Source organism: Micromonospora sp. NPDC048986 (assembly GCF_040649335.1).
Lineage (GTDB): Bacteria > Actinomycetota > Actinomycetes > Mycobacteriales > Micromonosporaceae > Micromonospora > Micromonospora alfalfae.
The window spans coordinates 1-17,545 of the sequence record NZ_JBEZFJ010000001.1 but is presented as its reverse complement, the minus strand read 5'-3'; the positions used below and the strand labels follow the sequence as shown (position 1 = coordinate 17,545).

Annotated in this window: 16 protein-coding genes and 1 tRNA gene; 14 read left to right on the top strand and 3 right to left on the bottom strand. The window is 71.2% G+C overall.

What is annotated here, in order from left to right; translation table 11 throughout:
• Positions 1-9: 9 nt before the first annotated feature.
• Positions 10-1,257: a hypothetical protein gene (locus AB0B94_RS00085; protein ID WP_357266473.1), complete on the bottom strand. Its 1,248-nt coding sequence runs from the start codon at positions 1,255-1,257 to the stop codon at positions 10-12.
• A gap of 128 nt (positions 1,258-1,385) precedes the next feature.
• Between AB0B94_RS00085 and AB0B94_RS00080 the strand changes: the two genes are divergently transcribed.
• The 6 genes from AB0B94_RS00080 to AB0B94_RS00055 all read left to right on the top strand — a co-directional run bounded on the left by AB0B94_RS00080 (position 1,386) and on the right by AB0B94_RS00055 (position 7,404).
• A complete protein-coding gene (locus AB0B94_RS00080; RefSeq protein ID WP_357266470.1) occupies positions 1,386-2,285 on the top strand; it encodes a TatD family hydrolase in 900 nt (299 codons plus the stop codon).
• A gap of 46 nt (positions 2,286-2,331) precedes the next feature.
• Positions 2,332-3,201, top strand: a complete 870-nt coding sequence (rsmA, locus tag AB0B94_RS00075) for a 16S rRNA (adenine(1518)-N(6)/adenine(1519)-N(6))-dimethyltransferase RsmA (RefSeq protein ID WP_357266467.1) — start codon at positions 2,332-2,334, stop codon at positions 3,199-3,201.
• A gap of 86 nt (positions 3,202-3,287) precedes the next feature.
• Entirely contained in the window at positions 3,288-4,235 is a 948-nt protein-coding gene (locus AB0B94_RS00070) for a 4-(cytidine 5'-diphospho)-2-C-methyl-D-erythritol kinase (RefSeq protein ID WP_357266463.1), read from the top strand.
• 120 nt (positions 4,236-4,355) lie between these two features.
• Positions 4,356-6,161, top strand: coding sequence for an ABC-F family ATP-binding cassette domain-containing protein (locus AB0B94_RS00065; RefSeq protein WP_238671167.1), 1,806 nt, complete (start codon positions 4,356-4,358; stop codon positions 6,159-6,161).
• A gap of 100 nt (positions 6,162-6,261) precedes the next feature.
• Positions 6,262-6,717 carry a DUF4383 domain-containing protein gene (locus AB0B94_RS00060; RefSeq protein ID WP_357266459.1) on the top strand — a complete coding sequence of 152 codons (456 nt, stop codon included), beginning with the start codon at positions 6,262-6,264 and terminating at the stop codon, positions 6,715-6,717.
• A 210-nt stretch (positions 6,718-6,927) separates the two neighbouring features.
• Positions 6,928-7,404: a DUF4383 domain-containing protein gene (locus AB0B94_RS00055; RefSeq protein WP_357266456.1), complete on the top strand. Its 477-nt coding sequence runs from the start codon at positions 6,928-6,930 to the stop codon at positions 7,402-7,404.
• Positions 7,405-7,410: 6 nt separating this feature from the next.
• On the opposite strand, the gene AB0B94_RS00050 is transcribed toward AB0B94_RS00055, so the two are convergent.
• Positions 7,411-8,109, bottom strand: a complete 699-nt coding sequence (locus tag AB0B94_RS00050) for a TetR/AcrR family transcriptional regulator (protein WP_357266453.1) — start codon at positions 8,107-8,109, stop codon at positions 7,411-7,413.
• 225 nt (positions 8,110-8,334) lie between these two features.
• Positions 8,335-9,300, bottom strand: coding sequence for an acyl-CoA desaturase (locus tag AB0B94_RS00045; protein WP_210784778.1), 966 nt, complete (start codon positions 9,298-9,300; stop codon positions 8,335-8,337).
• Positions 9,301-9,614: 314 nt separating this feature from the next.
• Here AB0B94_RS00045 and AB0B94_RS00040 point away from each other — a divergent pair.
• The 8 genes from AB0B94_RS00040 to AB0B94_RS00005 all read left to right on the top strand — a co-directional run bounded on the left by AB0B94_RS00040 (position 9,615) and on the right by AB0B94_RS00005 (position 17,327).
• Positions 9,615-9,686 (top strand) — tRNA-Gln (locus AB0B94_RS00040).
• A gap of 110 nt (positions 9,687-9,796) precedes the next feature.
• Complete coding sequence (gene glmU, locus AB0B94_RS00035; RefSeq protein ID WP_357266450.1) at positions 9,797-11,329, top strand: bifunctional UDP-N-acetylglucosamine diphosphorylase/glucosamine-1-phosphate N-acetyltransferase GlmU; 1,533 nt, start codon at positions 9,797-9,799, stop codon at positions 11,327-11,329.
• A gap of 58 nt (positions 11,330-11,387) precedes the next feature.
• Positions 11,388-12,368, top strand: coding sequence for a ribose-phosphate diphosphokinase (locus AB0B94_RS00030; protein ID WP_030329105.1), 981 nt, complete (start codon positions 11,388-11,390; stop codon positions 12,366-12,368).
• Between the two features lie 333 nt (positions 12,369-12,701).
• Complete coding sequence (locus tag AB0B94_RS00025; RefSeq protein ID WP_357266446.1) at positions 12,702-13,397, top strand: 50S ribosomal protein L25/general stress protein Ctc; 696 nt, start codon at positions 12,702-12,704, stop codon at positions 13,395-13,397.
• Positions 13,398-13,491: 94 nt separating this feature from the next.
• Positions 13,492-14,082, top strand: coding sequence for an aminoacyl-tRNA hydrolase (pth, locus tag AB0B94_RS00020; RefSeq protein WP_238671161.1), 591 nt, complete (start codon positions 13,492-13,494; stop codon positions 14,080-14,082).
• 132 nt (positions 14,083-14,214) lie between these two features.
• Positions 14,215-15,045, top strand: a complete 831-nt coding sequence (locus tag AB0B94_RS00015; protein ID WP_091394622.1) for a 3'(2'),5'-bisphosphate nucleotidase CysQ — start codon at positions 14,215-14,217, stop codon at positions 15,043-15,045.
• Between the two features lie 75 nt (positions 15,046-15,120).
• Positions 15,121-16,032: a sulfate adenylyltransferase subunit CysD gene (cysD, locus tag AB0B94_RS00010; RefSeq protein ID WP_238671159.1), complete on the top strand. Its 912-nt coding sequence runs from the start codon at positions 15,121-15,123 to the stop codon at positions 16,030-16,032.
• Complete coding sequence (locus tag AB0B94_RS00005) at positions 16,032-17,327, top strand: GTP-binding protein (RefSeq protein WP_238671158.1); 1,296 nt, start codon at positions 16,032-16,034, stop codon at positions 17,325-17,327. The genes cysD and AB0B94_RS00005 overlap by 1 nt, the downstream gene beginning before the upstream one ends.
• The last annotated feature ends 218 nt before the right edge of the window (positions 17,328-17,545 follow it).

Below are 17,545 nucleotides of genomic sequence, written 5' to 3'. Positions count from 1 at the left end.
CGCGCGCTGTCACATCGCGTACCGGGTGTCCATCACCTGGTCGTCGGTCACCTCGGCGCCCGGCGCCCAGGCCTCGTAGACGCCGCGTTCCTGACACTGCGCGCCGGTCGTCACCACGGTGTCCGGGTTCGGGTAGCGCAGGCGCACCCGCAGCCAGCCGGCCTCCTCCCGCAGTACCAGGCACGGCACCCCCCGCCACTGGGCGAACCGGAGCCGGCGGGCCACCGCGTCCACCGGGTAACGGGCCGCCCGGGTCATCGCCAACACCCGGAACCCACCGGGCAGGTCGGCGACCGCCTCGTACTCGCTGTCGCCGTACATGCCGACCAACTGGGTCGAGCGGGGAGCGTCGGCGTTCGGCACGTACTCCTGGTCCGGGGAGAGGCCCGGCACCGCGGCCAGCAGGTGCCGCCACTGCGGGCCCACCATCCGCAGCCACCCGCGCTGTTCGGCCTGGTAGGTGTACAGCACCACCTCCATCCCGTCCGCCGGGTACGCGATGAGGGCGGCGTTCGCCGGCATCGGCAGGTCGGCGAAGTCCCGGGTGATGAACTCCGGGATGAGCTGACCGTTGCTGGGCACGAAGCCGGTGCCGAGCACCGGGGCACCGAGCCGGTCCCGGGAGGCCAGCGCGGTCAGGCCGCGGTGTGCCGGGCCCACCGGCACGTCGTAGTCGCCCGGGTCGGACGCGCGCCAGCGCAGCGCGTACGCGACGTCCGGGCCGTCCCGGCCTGCGTCACCATCCGTACGCAGCACCGTCGTCGTCGCCGGCGTGCGCAGGTGCGCCACATCGTGCTCGCGGTAGCAGAAGCCGTGCGGCAGCCAACCCCGTACGTAGCCGGCGAGCTGCTGGGCCGAGAGCACCTTCATCATCCGGGTGCCCCGCCGGACCACCGCCGACGCGCGCGCCGCCGCCAGCATCGGGTCGCCCGCTGCCGCCGGCTGCTGGCTGAGCTGGTGCAGGTACGCCCAACCCCGCTCGCGGTGAGCGGGTATCAGCAGCGGTGTCTCCGGCTCGTCGGCCGGCTCGGTGCCCCCGTGCACGGCGGTCACCTCGGTGACGTGCACGAACCGGTGCCACGGCAGGGCGCTCCCCGGGCGGGGTGCCCATTCGAAGCCGGCCACCTCGTCGGCGCTGAACAACTCGTACGCGGCGCCCCGGGCGATCTCCTCGGCCGGGTACACGCCGCCGCCGAACGCCACGTGCAGTCCGGTCCGTTCGCCGGCGCTGCCACCGGCCTGGGGGGTGACGCTCATGCCGTCGCCTCGCTGCTCGGTGGGATGGGTCCGCACGCTGTCGCGTCCGCTCGTGAGCGACCGTAGAGTCGCGCGGCGTAGTCGGGGTGAACGTCGGGTGGCGGGCAGATGGACAGGCCCGGTGTGTGATGCTGTCGCTGATGAGCGAGCCCACTGAATCCCGCCGCGAGCGCGCCGCCCGGCGGGCCGGAGAGTTTCCGCCCGCCCCCGAGCCGTTGCCCCGGGCGGTGCTGGACAGCCACACCCACCTGGACATCACCGTCAGCGAGGCCGGTGTGCCCGGCGGCGGGCCGGCCGACGACCCGGTTGCCGTGGCAATCGCGTTGGCCACGAAGGTCGGCGTGGACCGGCTGGTCCAGGTGGGCGTGGACGTCGCCTCCTCCCGGTGGGGCGCTGACACCGCCGACCGGTACCCCGCGGTGCTGGCCACTGTGGCGTTGCACCCCAACGAGGCGCCCCGGCTCAGCGACCTCGACGAGGCGTTGCGGGAGATCGAGTCACTCGCGGCCCGCGACCGGGTCCGGGGGATCGGCGAGACCGGGATGGACTTCTTCCGGACCGGCGACGAGGGGCGTGCCGCGCAGGAGCAGAGTTTCCGGGCGCACATCGCCATCGCCAAGCGGTACGGCAAGACGCTTGTCATCCACGACCGCGACGCGCACGCCGACGTGCTGCGGATCCTCGACGACGAGGGCGCTCCCGACCGGGTGGTGCTGCACTGCTTCTCCGGCGACGCCGACTTCGCCAGCGAGTGCGTCCGCCGCGGCTACCTGCTGAGCTTCGCCGGCACCGTCACCTTCGGCAGCGCGACGGCGCTGCGCGAGGCCGCCGCGCTCACCCCGGTGGATCAGATGCTGGTGGAGACCGACGCCCCGTACCTCACCCCGATGCCGTACCGCGGCCGGCCGAACGCGTCGTACCTGATTCCGCTCACCGTCCGGGCGCTCGCCGCGACCACCGGCAGCGACCTGGACGAGCTGTGCGCGGCCATCTCCGCGACCGGCGACCGGGCCTTCGGTCCGTGGTGAGCCCGGCCCGGCGGTCGGCCGCGGCCCGGTCGCTACGCTGCCAGCCATGACCGGTCTCCTCGGCCCGGCGGAGATCCGGGAACTCGCCGCCCGGCTGGGCGTCGCGCCCACCAAGAAGCTGGGCCAGAACTTCGTGCACGACCCGAACACGGTGCGCCGGATCGTGACCGCCGCCGGCCTCACCCCCGACGACGTGGCCCTGGAGGTGGGGCCCGGGCTCGGCTCGCTGACGGTGGGGCTGTTGCCGGTCGCCGGGCACGTGCACGCCGTGGAGATCGACCCGGTGCTCGCCGGGGCGCTTCCGGAGACGGCCGCGCGGCACGCCGGGGCCGACGCCGCCCGGCTCACCGTGCACCGTGCGGACGCGTTGCGCATCGCCGCCGCCGAACTGGCCGACCCGGCACCGACAGCGCTGGTGGCGAACCTGCCCTACAACGTGGCCGTGCCGGTGGTGCTGCACCTGCTCGCCGTGCTGCCCACCCTGCGACACGGGCTGGTTATGGTGCAGAAGGAGGTCGCCGACCGGCTCGTCGCCGGTCCCGGCTCCAAGGTGTACGGCATTCCGTCGGTGAAGCTCGCCTGGTACGCCCAGGCTCGGGGCGCCGGCAAGGTGCCGCCGAACGTCTTCTGGCCGGTGCCCAACGTCGACTCCGGCCTGGTCTCCTTCACCTGCCACGAGCCGCCCCGCACCGACGTACCGCGGGAGCGGGTCTTCGCCGTGGTGGACGCGGCGTTCGCGCAGCGGCGCAAGACGCTGCGCGCCGCGTTGGCCGGTTGGGCTGGTGGCGCGGACCGGGCCGCCGCGGCGCTCACCGCCGCCGGCGTCGACCCCGGCGCCCGCGGGGAGTCACTGACAGTCGAGCAGTTCGCCGCCATCGCCGCGTCGGCTCCGGTCGGTACGCCGGCCGGGAAGTAGGCTGACGCCGTGCCCGCCCAGGACGCTGAGGAGCTGAAAGTGGCCAAGCCGTTCGACATCCGCCTGCGCCTGCGGGACAGCACCCCGTGACCGAGGCCTGGCGACCGGACGACGACGAGCGACGCGGGGCCGTCGGCCCGGTGCGGGTGCGGGTGCCCGCGAAGGTCAACCTGCACCTCGGGGTGGGCCCGCTGCGTCGGGACGGCTACCACGAGCTGAACACGATCTACCACGCCATCTCGATCTACGACGAGCTGACGGCCCGCCGGGGCGACACCCTCGCCCTGACCATGGAGGGTGAGGGCACCGGCGAGCTGGCCCTGGACGACACCAACCTGGTGATCCGCGCCGCGCACGCCCTCGCCGGGTACGCGGGGGTGCTGCCGCACGCCCGACTGCACCTGCGCAAGCAGATTCCGCTCGCCGGTGGGTTGGCCGGTGGCAGCGCCGACGCTGCCGCCGCGCTGGTGGCCTGCGACGCGCTCTGGGGCACCGGGCTGTCCCGCGACGAGTTGGCCGGCATCGCCGCCGACCTCGGCTCCGACGTGCCGTTTCTGATCTACGGTGGCACCGCGCTGGGCACCGGCCGGGGTGAGGCGATCAGCCCCGTGCTGGCCCGCCCCACCTCCTGGCACTGGGTGGTGGCGATCGCCGACGCCGGCCTGTCCACCCCGACCGCGTACCGGGAGCTGGATCGGCTCCGCGACTCCGGTGCCGCTGGTGCCCCACTGGGCAGCACCGACGCCCTGCTGGGTGCGCTGCGCCAGCGTGACCCCCGGGTGCTCGCCCGCACGCTCGGCAACGACCTCCAGGACGCCGCGCTGGCCATGCGCCCGGCGCTGGCCGACACCCTGAAGGCCGGCGAGGCGGCCGGCGCGCTCACCGGCATCGTCTCCGGCTCCGGCCCGACCTGCGTGTTCCTCGCCGCCAACGCGGCCGACGCGGAGCGGATCGCCGCCGAGTTGACCGCCGCTGGCGTCTGCCGGGAGGCGCGGGTCGCGCACGGTCCGGTAGCCGGCGCCCGCGTCGGCTGACGGGGCGTTCCACCGGAGCTGCTGGCGCGCGGCGCGGGCGTTCGGGGCTTCCGCGTACCCTTGGGACAGGCGTCCAGGTGCCCGCCGGCACCCGGACGCTTTGATCATGAAGGGTGGAACGTGGCGAACATCGTCAATCTGGACCGGGTGTCCAAGGGGTACGGCGCCGCCGGGCGGCTGCTCACGGACGTCTCGCTCGGCCTGGACGACGCCGACCGGATCGGCGTGGTCGGCCTCAACGGCGCCGGCAAGTCCACCCTGCTGCGGCTGCTCACCAAGCAGGAGGACCCCGACGACGGTCGGGTGACCCACCGCCGTGACCTGCGTGTGCTCTGGCTGCCGCAGCAGCTCGCCCTCGCTCCCGAGGCGACCGTCCGGGACGTGGTGCTCGGCACCGCCTGGCTCGCCGAGGGCATGGGCGCCGAGCACGAGTGGGCCGGTGACTCCGGTGTGCGGGCCATCCTCGACGGCCTCGGCATGCCGCACCTCGGCCTCGACCAGCCGGTCGGCCCGATGTCCGGTGGCGAACGCCGCCGGGTGGCGCTCGCCGCGCTGCTCGTACGCGACTCCGACCTGCTCATCCTCGACGAGCCCACCAACCACCTGGACGTCGGCGGGGTCGACTGGCTGGCCCGGCACCTGGTCGGCCGCAAGGGCGCCCTGGTCGTGGTCACCCACGACCGGTGGTTCCTGGACGCGGTCTGCACCAACACCTGGGAGGTCGCCGACCAGACCGTCCGCGCCTACGAGGGTGGCTTCGCCGCCTGGACCCTCGCCCGCGCGGAGCGCGAGCGGGTCGCCGCCGCCACCGAGGCCCGCCGGCAGAACCTGCTCCGCAAGGAGATCGCCTGGCTGCGCCGTGGCCCGCCCGCCCGGACCTCCAAGCCGCAGTTCCGCATCGACGCCGCCAACGCGTTGATCGCCGACGTGCCGCCGGCGCGCGACACCATGTCGTTGCAGCGGATGGCCACCTCGCGGCTCGGCAAGCAGGTGTACGACCTGGAGAACGTCGAGCTGCACGCCGGCCCGAAGGAGATCCTTCGCGACGTCACCTGGCTGGTCGGCCCCGGCGACCGGATCGCCATCCTCGGTGCCAACGGCGCCGGCAAGACCACGCTGCTGCGGATGCTCGCCGGCATCACCCGCCCCGATGGTGGCCGCCTCGGCACCGGCTCCACGGTTCGGCCCGCGTTCCTCTCCCAGGAGCTCACCGAGCTGCCCGGGCACCTGCGGGTGCTGGAGGCGGTCGAGGAGGTCGCCCGCCGGGTTCAGCTCGGCGACCGGGAGGTCTCCGCCGCGCAGCTCGCCGAGGTTTTCGGCTTCGACGACCGCCGCCTCTGGACCCCGGTCAGTGACCTCTCCGGTGGGGAACGCCGCCGGTTGCAGATGCTGCGGCTGCTCGCCGGCGAGCCCAACGTGCTGCTCTTCGACGAGCCCACCAACGACCTGGACACCGACACCCTCGCCTCGCTGGAGGACCTGCTCGACTCGTGGCCCGGCACGATCATCGTGGCCAGCCATGACCGGTACCTGATCGAACGGGTCACCGACACGGCGTACGGGATGTTCGGCGACGGTCGGCTGGTGCACCTGCCCGGCGGCGTCGACGAATACCTCGCGCGGACCGCCGAGCGGGCCGGCTCTCCTCGGGTCGGCGTCACCTCGACCTCCGCGCCCGGTGCCCCCTCGGGAGGCGGTATGTCCGCCGCCGAGGTCCGTCAGGCCCGCAAGGAGCTGACCCGGCTGGAGCGGCAGCTCAGCAAGCTCGACCAGCGCGAGACCACGCTGCTCGATCAGCTCGCGGCGGACGCCACCGACTACGCCCGGGTCGCCGAGTTGGACACCCAGCTCAAGGATCTGCGCGCCGAACGGGAGCGGATCGAGGAGAGCTGGATGACCCTCGCCGAGGACCTGCCCGAGAGCTGACCGGCCGGGCGCGCCGGCCCGGGCCCCGTGTGCGGCGTCACACCACCACATGCGAGACAATCGTCGGCGACACCTACCCCACGGCGTTGGAGACACAGACATGGCACACACCCCCGTCAACCACCCCGCGCGGCCGATCTACCGGGCGATCGGCGGGCTGACCGGTCTGTACCTGGTCGTCTTCGGTGTGCTCGGCATCATCGCGAGCACCGGCAACGAGATCCTCGCCCAGGACGACACCAAGGTCCTCGGTCAGGGCACCAACCTCGGCTTCTCGCTGCTCAGTGTGCTGCTCGGGATCATCGTGCTGGTCGGCACCGCGCTCGGCCGCAACATCGACGTGGCGATCAACCAGTGGCTGGCGTACGGCCTCATGGTGGTCAGCCTGGCCGGTCTCGCGTTCATCCGGACCGACGCCAACTTCTTCAACTTCAGCATCACCACAGTGGTGGTGGTGATGACGGCCGCCCTGGTGCTGCTGATGGTCGGCATGTACGGCAAGGTCGGCACCGAGGATGAGGCGGAGGCGTTCCAGAAGGCTCGTCTCGTTCTCTGAGCTTCTCTTCGTGGTTGCGGCCGTGGGTTTTCGCCGGGGCCCGAGCTGCTCCGGGCGGTCAGGCTTGATCCCTGCGCAGCTCGGGCCCCGGCGAAAACCTGACCTGGTCCAGCCATTCGGCGGACCCCTTCGGCTTTGTGGTTCCGCGGACAGTTAGCTCTGCCTTGGGCGACAATTCCCCCTGAAACGGTCACATCAGGGGGTCTGGGCATGCCGCACTTTCCGGTCAACCATCCGGCACGGCCGCTCTACCGGGTCCTCTCCGGGCTGATCGGCGTCTACATCCTGGTCTTCGGCGTCTGGGGCGTCGCCGAGACGATCGGGGATCCGCTCTTTGCCCGCAACAGCACCTGGGCCCTCGGGCTCCGGACCAACCTGGCCTTCTCACTCGCCTCGGTGGTCTTCGGGGTCGTCCTGATCATCGGGGCCTCACGGCGTAGCAACCTCGGCCACTACATGAACCTCACAGCGGGCGTGGTGTTCCTGGTGACCAGCATCCTGATGATGTCGGTGCTGCAGACCGGCGCGAACTTTCTCAACTTCTCGATGTCGACAGTGATCGTGTCGATGCTGTTCGGCCTGATCCTGCTCGGCACCGGCCTCTACGACAAGGTCGGCCCACCGGAGTCCGCCGAGGCGGAGTTGGAGCACCGCAAACACCCGGTGGCCGACGTGCACCGCCGCTGATCGGGGTCAGCCGCGCCGTGCGGTGATCAGCGTCGGCTTGGCCTCCAGGTGCGACAACCCGTTCCAGGCCAGGTTGACGAGGTGTGCCGCCACCGTCTCCTTGCGCGGCTTACGCACCTCCAACCACCAGCGGCCGGTCAACGCCACCATGCCGACCAGCGCCTGCGAGTACAGCTCGGCGAGCTTCGGGTCGTACCCTCGACTCTTGTACTCGGCGCCCAGGATGTGCTCGACCTGGTGCGCCACGTCGTTCATGACGCTGCTGAAGTTGGCAGTGCCGGACATCAGCGGCGACTCGCGGACCAGCACCCGGAAACCGCTGGTCTCCTCCTCGATGTAGGTCAGCAGGGCGAGCGCCGCCTGTTCCAGAAGCTCCCGCGGATGCCCGGCGGTCAACGCCGTGGTGATCCGGTCCAACAGGGCCCGGACCTCCCGGTCCACCACCACCGCGTAGAGCCCTTCCTTGCCGCCGAAGTGCTCGTACACCACCGGCTTGGAAACCTTGGCGCGGGCCGCCACCTCCTCGATGGAGGTGGCGTCGAAACCGCGCTCGGCGAAGAGTTGCCGGCCGGTCGCGATCAACTGCTCCCGGCGTTGGGCCGCCGACATGCGGACCCGGGAGGGAGCTTTGGCTTTCGGTGCCGCCGTCGGCGTCGCCCGTCGGCCGCTGACAGCTGCCGCGGCGTCGTCGCTGACCTCAGGCATGTCGCCGCCTCGCTGGCGCTCGGTGACGCCCTGCCGTGGAATGGTTCCTCCGCTGTGCCCGTTCACGTCGTCGCCTCACTGTCGGGCGGTCCGACCGCCCTGACGCGCCGTTCGACAGTACCCGGAACGGGCTCGGCCTCCCGTCCGCCGAGCCGCCTGGTCCCCCCGCATGGCTCGGGTCATCCGGCCATCCTGCCAGGCGGCATCCCCGAGCACCGCCCGGTTTCAGTGGGGTGCGACGGGCTTCACCAGCTTGGCGGCGAGGCGCTCGGGCTTTGGCCAGCGCACCTGCGTTGCCGCGCCGGTCTTCTCGAACAACCAGATCACCCGGGCGGAGATGTCCACCTGACCGCGCAACACGCCGTGTCGGGCGCTGGTCGGGTCGGCGTGGTGCAGGTTGTGCCAGCTCTCGCCGAACGACAGGATCGCCAGCGGCCAGAAGTTCGACGCGCGGTCACCCTGGCGCATCGCGAACGGACGCTCACCGTAGACGTGGCACACCGAGTTGATCGCCCAGGTGACGTGGTGCAGGAGGCCGATGCGGACCAGCCCGGCCCAGAAGAACGCGGTCAGCGCGCCCTGCCAGGACCAGGTCACCAGGCCGCCGATCAGCGCGGGGCCGAGCAGCGAGATGGCCACCAGCGCGGGGAAGAGTCGGTCGACCCGGCTGATGTCCCGGTCGGCGATGAGGTCCGGTGCGAAACGCCCGCGGTTGGACAGCTCCCGGCGGAACAGCCAGCCCACGTGTGCGTGGAACAGGCCCCGGGTCAACGCCCAGAAGCTGGTGCCGAACCGCCACGGCGAGTGCGGGTCGCCCTCCAGGTCGGAGAACGCGTGGTGGCGCCGGTGGTCGGCGACCCACTGGATGATCTCGCCCTGCACCGCCAGCGAACCCGCGACCGCCAGAGTCACACGTAGCCACCGCTTGGCCTTGAACGAGCCGTGCGTGAAGTAGCGGTGGAAGCCGACGGTGATGCCGAGCCCGGAGACGACGTACCAGACCAGGCCGATGATCACGTCGGTCCAGCCCAGCCAGCCGCCCCAGGCCACCGGCACGGCGACCAGCAGGGCGACGAAGGGGATCACCACGAAGGCCCAGAGGGCGGCCAGGATGCCGGGGGACTGGCTGCCGTCGGTGAGTGGTTTGGGGCCGGGTCCGGCGGTGTTGGAATCGAGCAGAGCAGTGGACATGGGACCTCGCAGGGGGATGGTAACGATCACGAAGTTACGCCTACGTCACCGTAACTTACGGCACCGTAGATCGCACGGGGAAGTTTCGAATCGGCTTCGCGTAACCGCTCGAAGTCGCAGGTCAGCCGGCCCGGTGGGCGGGTTCGTGACCGATCCGGGAAGAGGGCGGCCGAGGCGCGGGCCGACCACCCTCGGAAGGCCGACGACATCGATCGGTCGCCGTGCGGCGGGATGAGCGCTGGCATCCGACGGCCGGGGCGCTAAGGTGTAGCGGCGGGATGTCCATCCCTCGTGCGACGTGCTCACGTCGCTGATCGGCCGTGGTGTAATTGGCAACACCCGGGTCTTTGGTACCCGTATTTCAGGTTCGAACCCTGGCGGCCGAGCTGCCCATCTACGTCCGTTTTAGGATCCGGTGGGGGTAAGAGGGAAACGTGCCGGGCCTCGCGGTTAGCATGGCCGCGAGAGTGTCCGCCGTCCCGACGGGAGCCACGTCGTGCCCCAGCCCCACCTCCGTACCGTCGTCGTACTTGCCGCCGGTGAGGGCAAGCGGATGAAGTCGACACTGCCCAAGGTGCTGCACCCCCTTCTCGGTCGGACGCTCCTCGGTCACGTGCTGAGCGCCGCCGCCCCGTTGGGCGCGGACCGCACCGTCGTCGTGGTGGGGCACGGCGCCGACCAGGTGCGGGCGCACCTGTCCGAGGTAGCCCCGGACGCCACCCCGGTGCTCCAGGCCGAGCAACTCGGCACCGGGCATGCGGTACGGATCGCGCTGGAGGCCGTACCGGACGGTGCCGGCACCGTCGTGGTGATCAACGGTGACGTGCCCCTGCTGCGACCCGAGACGGTGGGCGCGCTGGTGACCGCGCACGAGGAGGCCGCCGCGGCGGCCACCGTGCTGGCCGCCGAGGTGCCCGACCCGACCGGCCTCGGGCGGATCGTCCGGGACGTCGACCGGCGCCTGGAGCAGATCGTCGAGGAGCGCGACGCCGACCCGACGCAGCGCGCGATTCGGGAGATCAACGCCGGCATCTACGCGTTCGACGCGGTGCGGCTGCGCGAGGCGCTGGGCAAGCTCTCCACCGACAATGACCAGGGCGAGGAGTACCTGACCGACGTCTTCGGTCTGCTTCGTTCCGCCGGCGAGCCGGTGTCGGTGCACGTCGCCGTGGACCACGTCGAGACGTTGGGCTGCAACGACCGGGTGGAGCTGGCCACGCTGCGCCGGCTGCTGCGCGACCGGATCAACGAGGCGTGGATGCGCACCGGGGTGAGCCTGCTCGACCCCGCCACCACCTGGATCGACGTGACTGTCGCGCTGGACCGGGACGCGGTGGTCGACCAGAACACCCAGTTGCGCGGCGGCACTGTGGTCGGCGCGGGCGCGCTGATCGGGCCGGACGTCACGTTGATCGACACGATCGTCGGCCCCGCTGCGTCGGTGATCCGCAGCCACGCCGTGGGTGCCGAGGTGGGCGCGGGCGCGACAGTCGGGCCGTACGCCTACCTGCGGCCGGCCGCCCAGCTGGCCGAGAAGGCCAAGGTCGGCACGTTCGTCGAGGTGAAGAACTCGCAGATCGGCGCCGGCGCGAAGGTGCCGCACCTGACGTACGTCGGCGACGCGACGATCGGCGAGCAGACAAACATCGGCGCCGCGTCGGTCTTCGTGAACTACGACGGGGTCAACAAGCACCGCACGGTGATCGGCAGCCACGCGCGGACCGGCGCGGACAACATGTTCGTGGCACCGGTCGAGGTGGGCGACGGGGCGTACACGGCGGCTGGTTCGGTGATCATCGACGACGTGCCGGCGGGGGCGATGGGTGTCGCCCGGGCGCGTCAGCGCAACATCGAGGGCTGGGTGGTCAAGCGTCGCGCCGGAACCGCCGCGGCGGAGGCGGCGCAGCGGGCCCGCGACGCGAAGGGTGCGTCCGGTACGGCTGGTGCCGCAAGCCACAGTGAGGCAATCCACGGGGCGACCGAGACGGTGGGCGGCGCATCCGGCGCGGGAGATACTGCAACCGAATAGTCCCTGACCCACCACCACCGGGTCGGGTACCGCCGACATAACGGGAGCAGACGGGCCCATGGGCAGCATCGTCGCCGAAAACCGCAAAAGCCTGATGCTCTTTTCCGGACGTGGCTTTCCGGAGTTGGCCAAGGAGATCGGCGAGGTGCTCGGCGTCGCGCCGACGCCGGCCGACGCGTACGAGTTCGCCAACGGCGAGATCTTCGTACGGTTCAAGGACTCGGTACGTGGTTCGGACGCCTTCGTGGTGCAGTCCGTCACGCACGGGGTGAACACCTGGGTCATGGAGACCCTGATCATGGTGGACGCGCTCAAGCGGGGGTCGGCCAAGCGGATCACAGTGGTCCTGCCGTTCTACCCGTACGCCCGCCAGGACAAGAAGCACCGTGGTCGGGAGCCGATCTCGGCCCGCCTGGTGGCGGACCTGCTGAAGACCGCCGGCGCCAACCGCATCCTCACCGTCGACCTGCACACCGCGCAGATCCAGGGCTTCTTCGACGGCCCGGTGGACCACCTCTTCGCGATGGACATCCTCGCCGAGTACGTGGAGCACAAGTACGCCGGCCGGCCGATGACGGTGGTGGCACCGGATTCGGGTCGGGTGCGGGTGGCCGAGCGGTGGACCGACCGGTTGGGCGGGTGCCCGCTGGCGTTCATCCACAAGACCCGTGACCCGATGAAGCCGAACCAGGTGGTGGCGAACCGGGTCGTCGGCGAGGTGGAGGGCCGGGTCTGCCTGATCGTCGACGACATGATCGACACCGGGGGCACCATCGCCAAGGCCGCCGACATCCTCAAGGAGTCGGGCGCTGCGGAGATCGTTGTCGCGTCCACCCACGCGCTGCTGTCCGACCCGGCCACCGAGCGGCTGAAGAACAGCTCGATCAGCGAGATCGTGGTGACGAACACCCTGCCGCTCCCGCCGGAGAAGCAGCTGGACAAGCTCACAGTGCTGTCGATCGCGCCGCTGCTGGCGCGGGCGATCCGCGAGGTGTTCGACGACGGCTCGGTGACCACCCTCTTCGGTGGCCTGAGCTGAGCCTGAGCCCCGTTCCCACCACTTGGCGCGCCGGTGGGGGCGGGGCTGGCAAACTGACGGAAACAGGGCCGGCACGCTGGTGGGAGCGCCACCGACGCGCCGGTCCTGAGCCGTGATCGGGGACTGCCGGAAACCCTGGAAACAGCTCGGGTAGACTGGTGCGGTTGCCACGGCGAGGGTGCCCGGCGGGCCGCTGAAAAGCGCCGCACGGAGGCACCGTCATCGACGCGGTGCTCCGGGCAGTCGTTCATGACGCATGAGCCCCAGCGAGCCCCTCGCCCCAGCACCGTTAGACGACAAGCCGCCGCAGCGAAAAGCATCAGGAGTTTCCCCGTGTCCGAGGTAAAGATCAGCGCCGAGCCCCGTACCGAGTTCGGCAAGGGTGGTGCCCGCCGTACCCGCCGGGCCGGCAAGGTGCCCGCCGTGCTGTACGGCCACGGCGAGAAGCCCAAGCACATCGCGCTGCCGTCGCGGGAGTTCGCCGCCGCGATCCGCAAGGGCGGTGCCAACCAGCTCTTCGCGATCGACATCGCCGACGGCACCCAGGTGCTGGCGCTGCCGAAGGCGATCCAGCGTGACCCGATCCGCGACACCTTCGAGCACGTCGACCTGATCCTGGTCCGCCGGGGCGAGAAGGTCACAGTCGAGGTCCCGGTCCAGCTGACCGGCGAGGCCGCCCGGGACACCCTGATCGTGCACGACCACGACACCCTCTCGGTGACCGCTGACGCCACCAAGGTGCCGGATCACCTCGAGGCGTCGATCGAGGGACTGGAGGCGGGCACCCTGGTGACCGCCGGCGACGTCGTTCTGCCGACCGGCGTCGAGCTGGCCGTCGACTCGGAGCTGACCGTCGCGTCGGTGACCGCCGCCCCGACCGCCGAGCAGCTCGAGGCGACGCTGCCCGAGGTCGAGGTTGCCACCGACGAGGCCGAGGCCGAGGTCGGCGAGACCACCGAGGGCTCCGAGGGCGCGGACGCCGCCCCGGCCGAGGGCGCCGAGACGACCGAGGCGCGCACCGAGGCCTGATCGGTTCGTACTGTGCGACAGGCGTCCCCGAAAGTTCGGGGGCGCCTGTCGGCATATCGGGAGTCGCTGCGTTGGGCGTCGGAAGGGACGGGTCGTGACGGACGAGGCGGGGCCGTGGCTGGTGGTCGGCCTGGGCAACCCGGGTCGGGAGTACGCCGGCAACCGGCACAACGTCGGGTTCATGGTGGCCGAGCTGCTGGCCGGGCGGGTGGGTGCGCGTTTCGGCCGGCACAAGCGGGCGGTGGCCGAGGTGGCCGAGGCGCGGCTCGGGTTCGGTGGGCCGAAGCTGGTGCTGGTGAAGCCACTGACGTACATGAACCTGTCCGGCGGGCCGGTCGCGGCGTTGGCGCAGTTCTACAAGGTGCCGACGGCGCAGGTGATCGCTGTGCATGACGAGTTGGACATCGGCTTCGGTCAGGTGCGGGTCAAGTTCGGCGGCGGCGAGGGCGGGCACAACGGCCTGCGTTCGATGTCCAAGTCGTTGGGGACCAAGGACTACGCCCGGGTGCGGTTCGGCGTTGGCCGACCACCGGGGCGGCAGGATCCGGCGGATTACGTGCTGTCGGATTTTGGCGCGGCCGAGCGCAAGGAGTTGGATTTCCTGGTGGACCGGGCCGCCGACGTGGTGGAGTCGGTGATCACCAAGGGCGTGGAGCCGACCCAGAACCTCTACCACGGCGGCTGAGCCGGGCGGGGCGTACCCGAATCGGAAACGGCGGGCCGGTAGTCTGCGCCTTTCAGCGTGCCGCGACCGGCGACGCGAGTCGCGGCGGATCGGCCCGTGCGGGCAGCGCGGCGAGGCGACGGGAGCGGACAGATGAGCAGTCCTCCGATGATCGATGGCGCGTTCGCCCGATGGTTGGCGTCCCGAGCCGGGCAGGCGCTGCTCGACCTGCGCACCGAGATGGGTTTCGCCGACGCCGGCGCGCTGAAGTCGGCCGGGGACAAGGTGTCGCACGACCTGATCCGCACGGAGTTGGCGAAGTGGCGTCCCGGTGACGCGGTGCTCTCCGAGGAGGACGAGGGGTCGCGGTTGGCCTGGGCCGCGGAGGTGAACACCGGAGCGGTGTCGCGGCTGAACGCGGACCGGGTGTGGATCGTCGACCCGTTGGACGGCACCCGGGAGTTCTCCGAGGAGGGCCGCTCGGACTGGGCGGTGCACGTGGCGCTCTGGGCGCGCAACGCGCCGAGCCCGCACGGGCTGGTTGCCGGGGCGGTGGGGTTGCCGGCGCAGCACCGGGTGCTCGGCACCGACTACCCGCCGGCGTACCCGCCGATGACCGTGGAGGCGGCGACGGCTGGCGAGCGGAAGATCCGCCTGGCCGCGAGCCGGAGCCGGCCGCCGGTCTTCCTGACCGATCTGGCCGAGGACGTCGGGGCGCACCTGGTGCCGATGGGCTCGGCCGGAGCGAAAATCGCCGCAGTGGTCACCGGCGAGGTGGACGCGTACATCCACGCAGGTGGGCAGTACGAGTGGGACTCGGCGGCCCCGATCGCTGTGGCGACGGCCACCGGACTGCACGCTTCCCGGATCGACGGTTCTGCGCTGAAATACAACGAGGCGGATCCGCGGCTGCCCGACCTCCTGGTCTGCCGCAAGGATCTCGCCACCCGGTTGCTTGCAGCGCTGCAGAAACATTCCGGGTAGCCTGAGCGAACTTTCTTGACATGCCCGACCGGAAAGGTCTGGAAATCGGATGAGCGAGCGAATCGAGCCGGTGTCATGACCACCCCCGCGGCGTACCAGGTCTCCCACCTGGACGCCTTGGAAGCGGAGAGCATCTTCGTGATGCGCGAGGTGGTCGCCGAGATGGAACGCCCGGTGATGCTCTTCTCCGGTGGCAAGGACTCGATCGTCATGCTGCGGCTCGCGCAGAAGGCGTTCGCCCCGGCCAACGTCCCGTTCCCGGTGATGCACGTCGACACCGGGCACAACTTCCCCGAGGTTTTGGAATACCGCGACCAACGGGTCGCCGAACTGGGGTTGCACCTCGTGGTGGCGAGCGTGCCGGAGGCCCTGGCCAGCGGCATGGTCCGGGAGTCCGGTGACGGCATGCGCAACCGGATCCAGACACCGGTGCTGCTGGACGCGGTGGAGAAGCACCGCTTCGACGCGCTGTTCGGGGGCGCCCGCCGGGACGAGGAGAAGGCCCGGGCGAAAGAGCGGGTGTTCAGCTTCCGTGACGAGTTCGGTCAGTGGGACCCGAAGAACCAGCGGCCGGAGCTGTGGTCGCTCTACAACGGCCGGCACCACCCGGGCGAGTCGATCCGGGTCTTCCCGCTGTCCAACTGGACCGAGCTGGACGTGTGGCACTACATCGCCCGGGAGCGCATCCCGCTGCCGTCGATCTACTACGCGCACGAGCGCGAGGTGATCGAACGGGACGGCATGTTCTACGCCGTCAACGAGTTCTTCCGCCCCCGCGCGGGTGAGGAGCGGTTCAAGGCGCAGGTGCGCTACCGCACCGTCGGCGACGCCTCCTGCACCGCCGCGGTCCGTTCCGACGCGGACACCGTGGAGAAGGTCATCGAGGAGGTGGCGGCCACCCGGATCACCGAGCGCGGCGCCACCCGTGGTGACGACCGGGTCAGCGAGGCCGCCATGGAGGACCGCAAGCGGGAGGGCTACTTCTGATGAGCACCGAGATCATGGCCCCGGCCTCCGAGGCGCGGGCGATGGACCTGCTGCGGTTCGCCACCGCCGGCAGCGTGGACGACGGGAAGTCGACCCTGATCGGGCGGCTGCTCTACGACACCAAGTCGCTCTTCACCGACCAGCTGGCCGCCGTGGAGGCGGTCAGCGCGGCCCGCGGTGACGAATACACCAACCTGGCGTTGCTCACCGACGGACTGCGTGCCGAGCGGGAGCAGGGCATCACCATCGATGTGGCGTACCGGTACTTCGCCACCCCCCGGCGCAAGTTCATCATCGCCGACACCCCGGGCCACATCCAGTACACCCGCAACATGGTCACCGGCGCGTCGACAGCGGACCTGGCGCTGATCCTGGTGGACGCGCGCAAGGGCCTCGTCGAGCAGTCCCGCCGGCACGCGTTCCTCTGCTCCCTGCTGCGGGTGCCGCACCTGGTCCTCTGTGTCAACAAGATGGACCTTGTCGACTGGTCGCAGGAGGTCTACGAGCGGATCGCCGACGAGTTCACAGCGTTCGCGGCGAAGCTCGACGTACCGGACCTGACAGTGGTGCCGGTCTCCGCGTTGCGCGGCGACAACATCGTCACCAGGTCCGACAACATGCCCTGGTACGAGGGCCCGTCGCTGCTGCACCACCTGGAGCGGGTGCACATCGCCAGCGACCGCAACCTGGTCGACGTCCGGTTCCCGGTGCAGTACGTGATCCGTCCGCAGTCCACCACTGTCACCGACTACCGCGGCTACGCCGGCCAGGTCGCCTCCGGCGTGCTGAAGCCGGGCGACGAGGTGATGGTGCTGCCCTCCGGCTTCACCAGCCGGATCGCCGCCGTGGAGACCGCCGACGGGCCGGTCCCGGAGGCGTTCCCGCCGATGTCGGTGACGGTACGCCTGGCCGACGAGATCGACATCTCGCGGGGCGACCTGATCTGCCGGCCTAACAACGCGCCGGCGGTGGCCCAGGACATCGAGGCGATGGTCTGCTGGATGGACGAGACGGCTCCGCTGCGGGTCGGTGGACGGTACGCGATCAAGCACACCACCCGGTCGGCGCGAGCCATCGTGCGCGGGCTGCACTACCGGCTGGACATCAACTCCCTGCACCGCGACGAGTCGGCCGACGAACTGCGGCTCAACGAGATCGGCCGGGTGCGACTGCGCACGACGGTGCCGCTGCTGGCCGACGAGTACCGCCGTAACCGCACCACCGGCGGCTTCGTCATCATCGACGAGGCGACCAACCGCACTGTGGGCGCCGCAATGATCGTCGAAGCCAGCTAACCACCCGCGCCGCCCACCGCCCGCCTGCCCACCACCCGCCTGCTCGCGCCCGCCGCCCGTCGGCTTGCGCCCGCCGCCCGTCGGCTCGCGCCCGCCGCCCGTCGGCTCGCGCCCGCCGCCCGTCGGCTCGCGCCCGCCGCCCGTCGGCTCGCGCCCGCCGCCCGTCGGCTTGCGCCCGCCGCCCGTCGGCTCGGGCGAGAGGGGGGGTGCGGTCGGCG